Source organism: Streptomyces sp. NPDC043870, from assembly GCF_056435785.1.
Genome location: NZ_JBWKDT010000015.1, coordinates 116,305 through 130,240, shown reverse-complemented (window position 1 = coordinate 130,240; position 13,936 = coordinate 116,305). Strand labels below are relative to the sequence as shown.

Sequence of the window (13,936 nt, the reverse complement as noted above, 5' to 3'; positions counted from 1 at the left end):
CCGGTGTGTCCGTCCTCGGGCGTCGTCGGGCGGGCGGGAGACGCGCCGTCCTCGTGGACGCGGCCGGTGTGTCCGTCCTCGGGCGTCGTCGGGCGGGCGGGAGACGCGCCGTCCTCGTGGACGCGGCCGGTGTGTCCGTCCTCGGGCGTCGTCGGGCGGGCCGGAAACGCGCCGTCCTCGTGGACGCGGCCGGTGCTTCCGTCCTCAAACGCCGGACGGGCTGCATGTGTGCGGTCGGTACCGGCACGGCGGCCGGGGTTCGGCGGGGTCATCCGCGGCGGCGGGACTGCCAGAACGCCGACGCGCCCAGCGCGAGGACCGCGGCGACGCCCGCGAGGAGGCCGAGCGAGGGGCCGCTGCCGGTCGCCTTGGTCGCCTTGGCAGGCGCGGAGGCGGACTCCGGGGAGGACTCCGAGGAGGACTGCGGGGCCGCTGTCGTCGACGGGGCGTCGCCCGACACCTGTTCGCCGCAGCCCGTCCTCGGGTAGCCGGAGATCGCGCACAGCAGCGCATCCGTGTTGTAGCGCAGGGGCTCGGCCACCGCGGCGAGGGCCTCCGCGCTGGTGGCGTCGGGACGGACCTGCGCACAGCCGGTGCGCGGGGCGGGCGGCGTCTCGCCCCCCGGCGCGTCGGCGGGGGTGCCGAAGTCGACGATCACGCCGACGCGCTTGGTGCCGGCCTTCGCGGGGGTGCCCGCGCACAGCGCGGCGAAGCCGGGCGCGGTCCGGGGCTTGGCCGAGTCCTGCGAGTCCGCGCTGACGGAGAAGCGGAATCCGTCCACCGTGCCATCGGCCGGCCGGGCCGTGGCCGGGCCCTGGGTGGCGTACGCCCAGGCCCCGCCGTCGGACTGCCAGAACGACCAGTACCGGTAGCCCGCCGCCTGCGCGGACCCCGCGCCGCCCAGCACGGTGAGCGTGACGCCGAGGGCGAGGACGAGCGCGGTCAGTCGTGCAGGCACGACCGTGCCCGCCCCTGCGCGTATCCCGTACCCCCGCGCACCGCGGGAGCGGGCTCGGGGGCGAGTGCGGTCGGTCGCCCCCGGCATCACTGCTGCTGGTTCTTCCGGCGACCGCTGATCAGGAAGCCGATGCCCGCGCCGGCCGCGACACCCGCGCCGACGATCCACCAGATACCGGCGCTGTCGCCGCCCTTGTCCGTCTCGTCGTCGGAGTCGCCCTCGCGCGGCTGCGGCGTGGCCGTGTCGGTGGCTGTGGGCGCGGGGCCGGTCGCGTTCAGCTGCTCGACCAGGTCGGCACCGCCGAAGTCGCGCGGGTCGGCGCCGGACGCGTGCGCGGCGAGGATGAGCTGCGCGTACGCGGCAGGTCCGGCGTCCTTCGCCCAGGCGGCGGAGTTCTTCTCCAGCCAGGCCACCGCACCGGCCGCCTTGTCACTGTGTCCGGCGGCGGACAGGGCGAGCACCGCGTCCGCGGTGTTGCCGAAGTCCGGCAGCGGGGCCGGGTCGGTCGCGCCGGGCAGCGGGGGCGAATCCAGGTGCCCGGTCTTCGCCAGCGCCTTCGTGAGGTACGCGGCGCCGTTGCGCGCGGCCTGCTCCGGAGTCGCCCTGGCCGGGGTGGCGCACTTGGGTTCCCCGTCCGGCTTCGGGCCACCGACGATCATGCCGCGGCCCAGTCCGCCGAGCACGGCCGCCGCCGTGGCGTCGCCGTTCGCGAGCAGCTTGCCCGCCTTGTCCGGCTGGTACGCGAACGCCCCGCCGCCCGTCGCGTCGGCACACGGGATCGCGAAGGAGACGAGTGCGTCGTAGGGGGTCCTGCCGTCCTTCGACTTCACGTCGCCCGGCTTGGCCTGCGCCGCGGCGAAGGCGCCGATCACGATCGACGTGGAGTTGGCGTCGGACGGCATGCCCGGGTTGTAGCTCCAGCCGCCGTCCGCGTTCTGCACGGACTTCAGCCACGCGAGGCCCTTGTTGACGGCGTCCTGGTGCCCGCCGAGGGCGCGCAGGGACTGCACCGCGGCCGCCGTTGCGTTGGTGTCCAGCATCGTCTTCGCGTCGCACGGCTTGCTGACGTCCGCGCGGTACGAGGCGAAGCCGCCGTTCGCGCACTGCTGCCCGGTCAGCCAGTCGACGGACTTCGCGGCGGGCACGGTCCGCATGACGTCCTGCGCGAGCAGCGCCAGCGACTGCCGCCAGACACCGTCGTACGTCGGGTCCTTCGTGCCGTACAGCCCGGCCGGGACCGTGGGCGAGGGAGAAGGGGTGGGCGCGGCCGTCGCGGCCGGGGCACCGGCCACGCAGAGCACGGCGGAAGCGGCGGCGAGCGCTGCTGCGCTGCGGCGAACGGTCATGGCGGACTGTGCCTCTCCTGTCGGGAGCCGGGCACAGGCACGCTGAGGCACCAGGCTCCGGCGCCGTATACCTCGACGGTGCCGGCCACCGGACGGTCCCGATGGCGCGAGCCGGTCACTCCGGTACGAGGCATTCCGACTCACCGCCTGCGACGGCGGCTCACGGTTGCGGGTCAGTGCCGGATTTACACCGGCTTCCCCCCGTACGGTGTGATGACGACTCGCACACTCTACCGGTCCGTATTCCGGGCCCCCGGGGACGGTCGGCGCCATGCGCGGCCGGGCGCGCGGTCTGCCCCGCGGTCCGGGTCGGGGTCCGGAGTCGCAGTCTGTCCCCGCGGTCCGGGGTCGCGGTCTGTCCCGGCGGTCCGGGGTTGCGGTCCGTGCGCGCGGTCTGTCCCGGCGGTCCGGGGTCGCGGCGCGGGGTGCGGTCCGCCCCGCGTCCGGGGCCGTCGCCATGGGATCGTCGGGTCGTCGGGTCGTCGGGTCGTCGGGTCGCCGACACAATGACCGCCATGACGTGCTCGCTGCCGGGCCCGCGCGGACGCGCCCGCCGGAATGCCGCCGCCCGGGCCGACGGGGACGGGCGTCAGCGGGCCGCCACGTACGCCACCGGATCACTGCCCGCCACCGCCTCCGCCCGCCCCAGCTTCACCAGGCGGCGCACATGGGCCTCCGCCTCCGAGACCGCGATGTTCCGTGAGCCGTAGGGGATCTGCTCCCAGGGGCGGTTCCACTCCATGCGCTCGGCCAGCTGCCACGGAGTGAGCGGCGCGGCGAGGAGTTCCAGCAGTCCGCCGAGCCGCTCCTCGTGGTGAGCGAGCAGCTCGCGGACTCGTGCGGGGGCGTCGGTGAAGGCGTGCTGGTGCGCCGGGAGCACTTCGGCGACTCCGAGGCGGCCCACACGCTCCAGGGAGTCGAGGTAGTCGCCGAGCGGGTCGGTGACGGTGGAGTCGTCGGGGTCTTCGTAGAGGCCGATGTGCGGGGTGATCCCCGGCAGCAGGTGGTCGCCGGAGAAGAGCCGTCCAACGCCGGGGAGGTTTGCCGGATGGTCCTCCTCCAGGTGCAGACAGACGTGCCCGGGGGTGTGGCCGGGCGTCCATATCGCGCGCAGCCGACGGCCGGCCAGGTCTACCAGCTCCCCGGGAACGATCTCCCGGTCGGGCAGGGCGGCCCGGAGCCCGGGCAGGGTGCGCATCCGGCCTTCGGTGCGCGCCGCGCGCAGCGGGGCGAGATGCTCCTCGGGGGCGCCGACGGCGGCGAGCTTGTCGGCCAGGTAGTCGAGCCAGGCGCCGGGCTGTGCCGCGCGGGTGCGGCGTACGACGGCGGTGTCGGCCGCATGCATCGCGATCCAGGCGCCGGACGCCTCGCGCACCTGTCCGGACAGTCCGTGGTGGTCGGGGTGGTGGTGGGTGATGACGACGCCGTGGACGTCGGCCACCGAGGTGCCGATGGCGGACAGGCCCTCGGTGAGGGCCGTCCAGGAGGCCGGATCGTCCCAGCCGGTGTCGATGAGGACGGGGCCGCGGACGGTGTCGAGGACATGGACCAGGGTGTGGCCGAGTGGGTTGTCCGGGATGGGGACCTGGAGGGACCAGACGCCTCCGCCGTGCTGGATCACCTGTGGCATGCGTCCTCGAATCTCCGGAGGCGGCAGGGGCATTGCTCACTATAACGAGAACTGATGGACCGTCAGAACAGCCCGGGGGAGTTTGCCGGGATCCCCGGCCGGCCTGCGCCTCGGATGTCGCCACACCGAAGATCATTCTGGTTGAAGGTTCTTGCACCGACATGACAGGGAGCACTCGCTGCGATCCACTGGGAAGAGGACCTCATGTGCGTCGACAGCGAGGAAAAGCACTGGGAGGACCCGTGGACACCACAGGCCGCTTTGCTCGCCGGGCCGCCACCGCGAGCCTGACCGCCGTTCTGATCGCCGCAGGGACGGGCGGGGCCACCGCCGCCGGCACGCCCGACGGCTTCGCCCGCACAGGCGGCCTCCACGCCTCCGCCGCCGTCTCCGCCTCCGCCGACTGGATCTCGGTCACCGGCCCGCCTCGCAGCATCACCGCCGAGTGGGTCGAGACCATCGACAAACCCACCGGCATCTCGGTCAAGATGCCCGGCAAGGCCGAAACCCAGGAAGTCTCCATCCCTCTCGGCTCCAAGTCCGTCCAGATGCGTATCTACAAGGTCGAGGACGGGAACAAGCGCTTTGCGTTCCAGGTCGCGGACGCTTCGGGAATTGACCTCAAGGGTGAGCTGGACAAGGTCATCCAAGGCGCTGCTGCCTCGATCAGCGGGACCGTGACCAGTAACCGCCCCGTAACAGTCGACGGCCGCCCCGCCCGCGAGGGCCGTATCACGTTCAACAGCGACGGCGTCCCGAGTGTGATCCTCGTCCGTGTCATTGCCGCTGACGGCCAGCTTGTCGTGCTTGCGGCCAGTGGCCCGGCTGACAACGAGAAGGACCTGAACCAGCTCTACAAGCGCTTCACCAGCAGCCTGCGCATCCCCTGATGATCGTATCCGTGGTGTCGATGCCGGAAGGGATCGTCGCTCGTACAAACCTGCCGGAGGCCCGTGAGCGTCTCGCGGCAGCGCGCTTCCTGCTCGTGGACATCGAGCTGCCCGAGAAGGCGTCGCCCGACGAACAGCCGGTCTCCCGGCAGCTCGGTCTGGAAGGCGCGGGCTTGACGTGGCTGGGCAGGGAAGGTGAACCCGTACGGGCCGAGTTCTTCGGGGACAGCGCGGGCTTCGTCGTGCCCGTGGTCGAAGCAGGCCAGGTCGCCCATGTGCATACCTTCGTGACCGATCGGTACCTGGTCATGGTTCGCCGAGGGCCGATGGGACCGGTCGAGAGCCTCATCGGCCGGTTGCGGAGCGAAAGGCCCTCCGACCCCGTGGCCACCTTGTTCCTGCTGCTGGAGGAGGCCCTGGAGACCTTTCGCCGGTCCGCCGTACAGGACCTGCTGGACATGGAGGACCTCGAGGACGAGATGTTCCGGGAACGGGACCCGCAGCAGGTCTATCGGCTGGCCCGGCTACGGCGGCATGCGGCCCTCATGCACCACGCGCTCCTGCCCTATCTGGAGGCCACGGACGAGACCTTTGCGCGAAGGATGCTGAGCCGCAGCTTTCCGGAAGAGCGGCAGAGGCTCGCTCGCTCGTACCTGAGCGCCGCCAGGTTGGTGCTCGCGAACATCGAGTCCCTTCAGGACGCCGCCCGGCGAGCCTATGCCAGCTACTCCTCGCTCGTCGCCGGCGAGCAGAACGGCGTGATCAACCGGCTCGCCATCGTGTCGACGATCTTCCTTCCGCTGACGTTCCTGACCGGCTTCTTCGGCATGAACTTCGCCTACATGACCGATGAGCTGGAGAGCAAGGCCGTCTTCTGGCTGCTCGCCGTGGGGTTGCAAGCAGTGTTCCTGCTCGTCGCCCTCTATGTGCTGCACCGCACCCGGCTCTGGCGGAAGCTGCACGACGACAATCTCGACGACCGGTGACTGACGGGCCCATCAGCCCTCCTCCGCGGCCTGGCTTAGTTCAACTAGAACTGGTATCAGTTCTGAAACAGTGTCAGAAGATCCCCAGTGGATCTCCGATAGACCTCCGGCAGATCTCCGGCAGATCCCCGGCAGATCCCCGGTGTGTGGGAGGCGGGCGTCATGACCGAGCTGGTCGAGCACGGAAAGCTGTTCATCGGAGGGGAGTTGGTCGATCCTCTCGGTACGGACACCATCGAGGTGATCTCACCTCACACCGAGCAGGTCATCGGCCGCGTCCCGCATGCGTCGCGCGCGGATGTGGACCGCGCGGTCGCCGCGGCCCGTGCCGCGTTCGACGACGGGCCCTGGCCGCGGACGACGCTCGCCGAGCGGATCGAGATCGTCGGCCGCATCAAGGACGCGATCGCCGTACGGCACGAGGAGATCGCCCGCTCGATCAGCTCGCAGAACGGCTCGCCGTACTCCTGGAGCGTCCTGGCGCAGGCGCTCGGCGCGATGATGGTCTGGGACGCCGCCATCACCGTCGCCCGCGGCTTCCCGTACGAGGAGCAGCGCACCGGCGTCCTCGGGCCCATCCTCGTGCGGCGCGAGCCCGTCGGGGTCGTCGCGGCCGTCGTGCCGTGGAACGTCCCGCAGTTCGTCGCCGCGGCGAAGCTCGCGCCCGCGCTGCTCGCCGGCTGCACGGTCGTCCTCAAGCCGTCGCCGGAGGCGCCGCTCGACGCGTACATCCTGGCCGACATCGCCCGCGAGGCCGGGCTGCCGGACGGTGTGCTGTCGATCCTTCCCGCGGACCGTGAGGTCGGTGAGTACCTCGTCGGGCATCCGGGCGTCGACAAGGTGTCGTTCACGGGCTCGGTCGCCGCGGGCAAGCGCGTGATGGAGGTCGCCGCTCGCAATCTCACGCGCGTCACGCTGGAGCTGGGCGGTAAGTCCGCGGCCGTGATCCTGCCGGACGCCGACCTCGACGCGACCGTTCAGGGCATCGTGCCGGCGGCCTGGATGAACAACGGGCAGGCCTGCGTGGCCCAGACCCGCATCCTCGTGCCGCAGTCCCGCTACGACGAGTTCGCCGACGCCTTCGCCGCGGCGGCCGGAGCGCTGGTGACCGGTGATCCGCTGGACCCGGCGACCCAGGTCGGCCCGCTCGTGGCGGAGCGGCAGCGGCAGCGGTCCCTCGACTACATCAGGATCGGCCAGGAGGAAGGCGCCAAGATCCTCACCGGCGGCGGCCGTCCGGCGGGTCTCGACCGCGGCTGGTACGTCGAGCCGACCCTCTTCGGGGGCGTCGACAACTCCATGCGCATCGCTCGCGAGGAGATCTTCGGACCGGTCATCTGCCTGCTGCCGTACGGGGAGGAGAGCGAGGCCGCGAAGATCGCCAACGACTCCGACTACGGACTCAGCGGCAGCGTGTGGACGGGGGATGTCGAGCACGGCATCGATTTCGCGCGGCGGATCAGGACGGGGACGTACAACGTCAACACGTTCAGCCTCGACATGCTCGGGCCATTCGGTGGATATAAGAACTCCGGACTGGGTCGGGAGTTCGGTCCCGAGGGCTTCGGCGCGTACCTTGAGCACAAAATGATCCATTTGCCGTCGACGTATACATCTGCCGCTGACGCGGCGGGCGGGAGCGAGATCTGATGGGTGACCGCTGGCATGTCGAGGTCGACCGGGGCGTGTGCATCGGCTCCGGTATGTGCGTGAACCACGCGCCGGACGGCTTCAAGCTGGACTCGGCCCGCCAGTCGCACCCGCAAGCCGAAGAGACCGACGCCAACGAGCGGATCCTCGCCGCGGCGGAGGGATGCCCGGTCGAGGCGATCCTGATCACGCTCCCGGACACGGGCGAGGCCGTTTTCCCGCCCGAGGATTAGCTCGTGTCCCCGGCCCGGGGATCAGCTCCTGTCCCCGGCCAGGGAACCGCCTCCTGTCCCTCGCCCGGGGAAGGTCCTGTCTCCGCCCGAGGGCCAGCTCGTTCCCCGTCCGAGGATCAGCCCTTGTCCCCGCATGAGGACCAGTCCTTTTCCCCGGCCGAGAATCAGCCTTTGTTCCCCTCCGAGGATTAGCCCGTGCGAACGGCGGCGCGAACACCCGTGCCAGACTGCTCCCTTGATCGCGCGGGCAACGGGCCCGCGCGCGGCCCGGATTGGGAGACTTGTGCGCAAGGCGAGGTGGGCGGCCGTGGCTGCCGGTGTGGTGCTGCTGGCGACGGGGTGCGGCAGCGAGGGCGGTTCGGACGAGGGCAAGGGCGGCGCGGGTGCGTCCGGTTCCTCGTCCTCCGCACCGGCGGAAGCGGGCGGGAGCCTGGACGCGGCCGCGGTGACCAAGGAGGTCGCGGACGCGGCAACGGCGGCCGGGTTCACCGAGAAGCCGTCGGACGACGTTCCGGCGAACCTCAAGCAGTGCATGGTCTCGTGGCAGGCCGACGACAAGAAGGCCGCCGACCCGACGAAGTCCTACGACGCGACGGTCGCGAACCTCACGAAGGGCGGCTGGACGGAGTCGCAGAACTTCGACCAGCAGGGCTCGACCATCAAGTCGCTCGACAAGAGCGGCTGGACCCTGAAGGCGAGCCGGCACGGCAAGGCCGGGACCTTCATGATGATCTCGTTCATCGCCACGGACAAGGGCCCCGAGTGCGGGAAGCTCTTCCAGGAGGACCTGGCGAAGAACAAGGCGTCCTAGGCGCCTGGCTCGGGCCGCGGGTCCCGGGTCCCTGGCTGGGGCCGCGGGTCCCGGGTCCCTGGCTGGGGCTACCGCGGGCTCCAGGCGTCTGGCTCGGGCCGCGGGCCCTGGGTCCCTGGCTGCGGCCGCGGGTCCTAGGCTCCCTGGTTCCGGCCGCGCACCTTCGGGGGCGTGGCCGGACCCGGACCCGGACCCGGACCTGGTTCTGCCGCCGGCGTCGTCAGATCGATCAGCCGGCACACCGTCTCGATGTCGATCTTCACCTGGGCTATCGAGGCGCGCCCCGAGAGCCATGTGATCAGCGCGGAGTGCCAGGTGTGCTCGATGACCCGGACCGCGGAGAGCTGCTCGGGCGTGGGGTTCTCCAGGCCCATCGCGTCCAGGATGATCGCCGTCGTCTGGCGCGAGACCGTGTCGACCTCCGGGCTGACGCTGCGGTCGGCGAAGGTCAGCGCCCGCACCATCGCATCCGCGAGATGCGGCTCGCGCTGCAGGGCGCGGAAGGCCCTCATCAGCGTCTCCGCGACGCGCTCCGCCGCGCTGTCGGCGGCCGGGGGGCGCTTGCGCAGGGTCGTGTGCATGTGCTGGAGCTGGTCCTGCATGGTGGCCACCAGCAGATGCACCTTGGACGGGAAGTAGCGGTACAGCGTGCCCAGCGCGACCCCGGCGACCTCGGCGACCTCGCGCATCTGTACGGCGTCGAATCCGCCCCGGCTGGCCAGCTGCGCGCTGGCGTGCAGAATGCGGCGGCGCCTGGCCTCCTGGCGCTCCGTCAAGGGCGGGGACGCCGGGACTGGTGCCTTGGCTTCCGTGGTCATGTCTCCCGTTCCCCCGAGTTCCCGACGGCACAGCATGGCAGGGCCCCGCGCCGTGGCGCGAATCACCTGATCCAGGCCTTACGTCAGCGCTACCTGCCGGTAGATTCGGTGCTCCTTGAGCGATCAAGAACGATCAAGTCTGAAACTTGTTCTAGATTAGCGCGAGCGGTTACGCTCCGGCGAAAGTGGAGTGAGAAGGGGGCCGTGAGTGACCGCTGAGGCCATAGCAGCCGGGCCCCGTGCGGGCACCGTCGGCGGCGCCGACCGACCGCTGCGCATCGCTCTCCTCACCTACAAGGGCAACCCGTTCTGCGGAGGCCAGGGCGTCTACGTACGGCATCTGTCGCGCGAGCTCGCCCGCCTCGGCCACAGCGTCGAGGTGATCGGCGCGCAGCCGTATCCCGTACTCGACGGCGGAGTGCCGCTCACGGAACTGCCGAGCCTCGATCTGTACCGGCAGCCGGACCCGTTCCGTACGCCCAAGCGCGACGAGTACCGCGACTGGATCGACTGGCTCGAAGTGGCCACGATGTGGACCGGCGGCTTCCCGGAGCCGCTGACCTTCTCGCTGCGGGCGCGGCGCCATCTGATCGCGCGGCGCGGGGAGTTCGACGTCGTCCACGACAACCAGACCCTCGGGTACGGGCTGCTCGGCGACATCGGCGCGCCCCTCGTCACCACCATCCACCACCCGATCACCGTCGACCGGCAGCTCGAACTCGACGCCGCGGGTGGCTGGCGTCGCCGCGCGTCCGTACTCCGCTGGTACGGCTTCACGCGGATGCAGAAGCGGGTCGCGCGGCGGCTGCCGTCCGTGCTGACCGTCTCCGGCTCCTCGCAGCAGGAGATCGTCGACCATCTCGGGGTGCGGCCCGAGCGGGTGCGGGTCGTGCACATCGGCGCCGACACCGATCTGTTCTCACCGGACCCCTCCGTCGCCGAGGTGCCCGGCCGGATCGTGACGACGTCCAGCGCGGACGTGCCGCTGAAGGGCCTCATCCACCTGGTCGAGGCGCTGGCCAAGCTGCGCACCGAGCGCCCGGACGCGCACCTCGTCGTCGTCGGCAAGCGTGCCGAGGACGGGCCGGTCGCCCAGGCCATCGAACGGTACGGGCTCGACGGCGCCGTCGAGTTCGTGAAGGGCATCTCCGACGCGGAGCTTGTGGACCTGGTGCGCAGCGCGCAGGTCGCCTGCGTGCCGTCGCTGTACGAGGGCTTCTCGCTGCCCGCCGCCGAGGCCATGGCGACGGGCACGCCGCTCGTCGCCACCACCGGCGGCGCGATCCCCGAGGTCGCGGGCCCCGACGGCGAGACCTGCCTCGCGGTCCCGCCCGGCGACGCGGGCGCGCTCGCCGCCGGTCTCGGCCGCCTGCTGGCCGACCCCGCCCTGCGCCACCGCATCGGCTCCGCGGGCCGCGCCCGCGTCCTCTCCCGCTTCACCTGGTCCCGCGCGGCCCAGGGCACGGCGGACCTCTACCGCGAGGCGATCGCCGCACGCGCGACGACGGGCGGTGCGCGGTGACATTCCGCTGCTCCGCGCCGCGTTCCACGTGCGCGGGCCTGCGGCCCACGGCCCCCGGGCGTTCCGCGCCGCGTTCCGCGTGTGCGGGCCTGCGGCCCACGGCCCCCGGGCGTTCCGCGCCGCGTTCCGCGTGTGCGGGTCTGCGGCCCACGGCCCCCGGGCGTTCCGCGCCGCGTTCCGCGTGTGCGGGTCTGCGGCCCGCGGCTCACGGGCGTTCCGCGCCGCGTTCCACGTGCGCGGGCCTGCGGCCCACGACCCCCGGGCGTTCCGCGCCGCGTTCCACGTGCGCGGGCCTGCGGCCCACGACCCCCGGGCGTTCCGCGTCACGCTCCACGTGCGCCGGCCTGCGGCCCGCGGCCTTCGCACGTTCCGCGCCACGGGCTTCGGCCCGCTTCGCGGCCGTGGTGGTGGGCTTCGGGCCCACCGGCCCGGCTCGCGGGCACGGCCGGGACGTCCGCCGCTCCGCGCCGGCGGTCCCTGGCCGCTCCGTGGCCACAGGCCCGTGCCCGACCGTGGCCACAGCCCTGTGCCCAGCCACGGCCACAGTCCCGTGCCCAGCCAGGGCCACAAGCCAGTGCCCGGTCATGGCGACAAGCCTGTACCCAGCCACGGCCACAAGCCCGTGCCCGGCCGTGGGCCCCGGGATCACGGATCCCGCCGGGGCCGGAACCGGGGCGGCGTCCCGGCGCACGGTCCGTTCCGCGGGTGTGGGCCGCACCCCCGCGGACACTGCAAGGCGCGCCCCGCGCAGGGGCGCCGTTACCCATCCGGAAGGGCAGACCTCGTGCTGACCGTCGACTTCTCCCGCTTTCCGCTCGCCCCGGGCGATCGTGTGCTCGATCTCGGGTGCGGTGCCGGGCGGCACGCGTTCGAGTGCTACCGGCGCGGGGCCCAGGTCGTGGCCCTCGACCAGAACGGTGAGGAGATCCGCGAGGTCGCCAAGTGGTTCGCCGCGATGAAGGAGGCCGGAGAGGCTCCCGAAGGCGCGAGCGCCACCGCCATGGAGGGCGACGCGCTCAATCTGCCCTTCCCCGACGAGTCGTTCGACGTCGTGATCATCTCCGAGGTGATGGAGCACATCCCGGACGACAAGGGCGTCCTCGCGGAGATGGTCCGCGTCCTCAGGCCCGGCGGCCGGATCGCCGTCACCGTGCCCCGGTACGGCCCCGAGAAGATCTGCTGGGCGCTCTCGGACGCGTACCACGAGGTCGAGGGCGGCCACATCCGCATCTACAAGGCCGACGAGCTGCTCGCCAAGATGCGCGAGGCGGGCCTCAAGCCCTACGGAACCCACCACGCGCACGCGCTCCACTCGCCGTACTGGTGGCTGAAGTGCGCGTTCGGCGTCGACAACGACAAGGCGCTCCCGGTCCGCGCGTACCACAAGCTGCTGGTCTGGGACATCATGAAGAAGCCCCTGGTCACCCGGCTCGCCGAGCAGGCCCTCAACCCGGTCGTCGGCAAGAGCTTCGTGGCGTACGCCACCAAGCCGCACCTGCCCAGCGCGGCAGGCGCCAAGTGACCTCACCCGGACGCACGGAGCATCTCGTCCTGCCCGGGGTCCTCACCGCCGAGCAGGCCGCCGAGACCGTCGCCGGCATCCTCGCCGTACAGCGCGAGGACGGCGCGATCCCCTGGTTCCGCGGGCACCACCTGGACCCCTGGGACCACACCGAGGCGGCCATGGCGCTGGACGCGGCGGGCGAGCACGACGCCGCCGCCCGCGCCTACGACTGGCTGGCACGGCACCAGAACGAGGACGGCTCCTGGTACGCCGCGTATCACGACGGCAACGCCGACCAGCCGACCGACCGCGGTCGCGAGACCAACTTCTGTGCCTACCTGGCCGTCGGCGTCTGGCACCACTACCTCGCCACCGGCGACGACGCCTTCCTCGACCGGATGTGGCCGTCCGTCTTCGCCGCGATCGAGTTCGTGCTGCGGCTGCAGCAGCCCGGCGGCCAGATCGGCTGGAAGCGCGAGTCCCCCGAGGACGGCGGCGCACCAGTCGACGACGCGCTGCTGACCGGCAGTTCGTCGATCTTCCACGCCCTGCGCTGCGCCCTGGCGATCGCCGAGGAGCGCGAGGAGCCGCAGCCGGACTGGGAGCTGGCGGCCGGCGCGCTCGGCCATGCGATACGCCGCCACCCGGAGCGCTTCCTCGACAAGTCCCACTACTCGATGGACTGGTACTACCCGGTCCTCGGCGGCGCCCTGACCGGCGCCGAGGCGAAGGCCCGCATCGAGGAGCACTGGGACGCGTTCGTCGTCCCCGGGCTCGGGGTGCGGTGCGTGCTGCCCAACCCGTGGGTGACGGGCGGCGAGAGCTGCGAACTGGCCCTCGCGCTCTGGGCGATGGGGGAGTCCGACCGGGCGCTGGAGATCCTCCAGTCGATCCAGCACCTGCGCGCCGAGGACGGCATGTACTGGACGGGCTACGTCTTCGAAGGCGACCGGGCCATATGGCCGGAGGAGCTCACCACGTGGACGGCGGGGTCCCTGCTGCTGGCGGTGGCCGCGCTGGGAGGAGACGAGGCGACAACCGCGGTCTTCGGCGGGGAGCGCCTGCCGCGCGGGCTCGAGCCGGACTGCTGCGGATGAGGTTTCCGGGGGGCTGACGCCCCCCGGACCCCCTCTTGGGGGCGCCCCGGCCCCCGTGGTGCGTGGCGCCCGTAGGCACGGGCAGGGTGTCAGTGGCGGCGCAGGCGGCCCGCCACGGCGTGGCCGACCACGAGGTACACGACTGCGGCGAGACCGTAGCCCGCCACGACCCGCGCCCAGGCCTCGTCGAACGTGAACAGGTCGTGCGACCAGCCGGCCAGCCAGCGGGCCGCGTCCTGGACGAAGGAGACCAGGTCATTGGACCGGTTCGCGTCCAGTACGTACATCAGGATCCACAGGCCGAGGATGACGGCCATGACATCGGCGACAACGGTGATGATCGTCGCCGCCTGGTGGCTTCCACTGCGTTGACGAAACGACATAACTATCGGGTTGCCGTTTCGCGTTAAACGAAACCGGTCGGACCGGTCGGGGTCACCCAAGTGGCGGAACGGCCGCTCCCGGGCGGCGCCGGCGAGAGGTCTCGGGGA

14 protein-coding genes and 1 riboswitch are annotated in these 13,936 nt (G+C 71.9%); of the genes, 8 read left to right on the top strand and 6 right to left on the bottom strand.

The features are described 5' to 3' along the window. The 4 genes from AC0699_RS20380 to AC0699_RS20365 all read right to left on the bottom strand — a co-directional run. Window positions 1-272, bottom strand: a 272-nt coding sequence (locus AC0699_RS20380; RefSeq protein WP_478662046.1) for a hypothetical protein, incomplete at its 3' end; no start/stop codon positions are given. Continuing rightward, window positions 269-958, bottom strand: coding sequence for an SCO2322 family protein (locus AC0699_RS20375; RefSeq protein ID WP_478662043.1), 690 nt, complete (start codon window positions 956-958; stop codon window positions 269-271). The genes AC0699_RS20375 and AC0699_RS20380, both read right to left, overlap by 4 nt. A gap of 86 nt (window positions 959-1,044) precedes the next feature. After that, a complete protein-coding gene (locus AC0699_RS20370) occupies window positions 1,045-2,304 on the bottom strand; it encodes a prenyltransferase/squalene oxidase repeat-containing protein (RefSeq protein WP_478662041.1) in 1,260 nt (419 codons plus the stop codon). Between the two features lie 92 nt (window positions 2,305-2,396). Then, window positions 2,397-2,544: riboswitch (cobalamin riboswitch) on the bottom strand. A 349-nt stretch (window positions 2,545-2,893) separates the two neighbouring features. Further along, on the bottom strand, window positions 2,894-3,934 hold the full coding sequence (locus AC0699_RS20365; RefSeq protein WP_478662038.1) for an MBL fold metallo-hydrolase: 1,041 nt from the start codon (window positions 3,932-3,934) through the stop codon (window positions 2,894-2,896). Between the two features lie 242 nt (window positions 3,935-4,176). Here AC0699_RS20365 and AC0699_RS20360 point away from each other — a divergent pair, with 242 nt between their 5' ends. From AC0699_RS20360 to AC0699_RS20340, 5 genes are all read left to right on the top strand, one after another. After that, complete coding sequence (locus AC0699_RS20360; RefSeq protein ID WP_478662035.1) at window positions 4,177-4,824, top strand: hypothetical protein; 648 nt, start codon at window positions 4,177-4,179, stop codon at window positions 4,822-4,824. Next, window positions 4,824-5,810: a CorA family divalent cation transporter gene (locus tag AC0699_RS20355; RefSeq protein WP_478662034.1), complete on the top strand. Its 987-nt coding sequence runs from the start codon at window positions 4,824-4,826 to the stop codon at window positions 5,808-5,810. Before AC0699_RS20360 ends, AC0699_RS20355 begins: the two co-directional genes overlap by 1 nt. Before the next feature lie 162 nt (window positions 5,811-5,972). Next, entirely contained in the window at window positions 5,973-7,460 is a 1,488-nt protein-coding gene (locus AC0699_RS20350; protein WP_478662032.1) for an aldehyde dehydrogenase, read from the top strand. Beyond that, a complete protein-coding gene (locus AC0699_RS20345; RefSeq protein WP_478662031.1) occupies window positions 7,460-7,693 on the top strand; it encodes a ferredoxin in 234 nt (77 codons plus the stop codon). Before AC0699_RS20350 ends, AC0699_RS20345 begins: the two co-directional genes overlap by 1 nt. A gap of 307 nt (window positions 7,694-8,000) precedes the next feature. Continuing rightward, window positions 8,001-8,504 carry a hypothetical protein gene (locus AC0699_RS20340; protein ID WP_478662029.1) on the top strand — a complete coding sequence of 168 codons (504 nt, stop codon included), beginning with the start codon at window positions 8,001-8,003 and terminating at the stop codon, window positions 8,502-8,504. A 134-nt stretch (window positions 8,505-8,638) separates the two neighbouring features. Here the strand turns inward: AC0699_RS20340 and AC0699_RS20335 are convergent, their stop codons facing one another. Next, window positions 8,639-9,322 carry a TetR family transcriptional regulator gene (locus tag AC0699_RS20335; RefSeq protein WP_478662027.1) on the bottom strand — a complete coding sequence of 228 codons (684 nt, stop codon included), beginning with the start codon at window positions 9,320-9,322 and terminating at the stop codon, window positions 8,639-8,641. 208 nt (window positions 9,323-9,530) lie between these two features. Between AC0699_RS20335 and AC0699_RS20330 the strand changes: the two genes are divergently transcribed. From AC0699_RS20330 to AC0699_RS20320, 3 genes are all read left to right on the top strand, one after another. Next, on the top strand, window positions 9,531-10,844 hold the full coding sequence (locus AC0699_RS20330) for a glycosyltransferase family 4 protein (protein ID WP_478662024.1): 1,314 nt from the start codon (window positions 9,531-9,533) through the stop codon (window positions 10,842-10,844). A gap of 784 nt (window positions 10,845-11,628) precedes the next feature. Further along, a complete protein-coding gene (locus tag AC0699_RS20325; RefSeq protein ID WP_453667558.1) occupies window positions 11,629-12,366 on the top strand; it encodes a class I SAM-dependent methyltransferase in 738 nt (245 codons plus the stop codon). Further along, on the top strand, window positions 12,363-13,445 hold the full coding sequence (locus AC0699_RS20320; protein WP_478662021.1) for a prenyltransferase/squalene oxidase repeat-containing protein: 1,083 nt from the start codon (window positions 12,363-12,365) through the stop codon (window positions 13,443-13,445). Before AC0699_RS20325 ends, AC0699_RS20320 begins: the two co-directional genes overlap by 4 nt. Before the next feature lie 89 nt (window positions 13,446-13,534). On the opposite strand, the gene AC0699_RS20315 is transcribed toward AC0699_RS20320, so the two are convergent. Next, entirely contained in the window at window positions 13,535-13,828 is a 294-nt protein-coding gene (locus AC0699_RS20315) for a hypothetical protein (protein ID WP_478662019.1), read from the bottom strand. Window positions 13,829-13,936 lie beyond the last annotated feature (108 nt).

Excerpts from the sequence above, each read along its gene's own strand:
- AC0699_RS20315 (WP_478662019.1), bottom strand. The coding sequence starts at position 13,828 with ATGTCGTTTCGTCAACGCAGTGGAAGCCACCAGGCGGCGACGATCATC.
- AC0699_RS20345 (WP_478662031.1), top strand. The coding sequence starts at position 7,460 with ATGGGTGACCGCTGGCATGTCGAGGTCGACCGGGGCGTGTGCATCGGC.
- AC0699_RS20365 (WP_478662038.1), bottom strand. The coding sequence starts at position 3,934 with ATGCCACAGGTGATCCAGCACGGCGGAGGCGTCTGGTCCCTCCAGGTC.
- AC0699_RS20335 (WP_478662027.1), bottom strand. The coding sequence starts at position 9,322 with ATGACCACGGAAGCCAAGGCACCAGTCCCGGCGTCCCCGCCCTTGACG.
- AC0699_RS20350 (WP_478662032.1), top strand. The coding sequence starts at position 5,973 with ATGACCGAGCTGGTCGAGCACGGAAAGCTGTTCATCGGAGGGGAGTTG.
- AC0699_RS20370 (WP_478662041.1), bottom strand. The coding sequence starts at position 2,304 with ATGACCGTTCGCCGCAGCGCAGCAGCGCTCGCCGCCGCTTCCGCCGTG.
- AC0699_RS20355 (WP_478662034.1), top strand. The coding sequence starts at position 4,824 with ATGATCGTATCCGTGGTGTCGATGCCGGAAGGGATCGTCGCTCGTACA.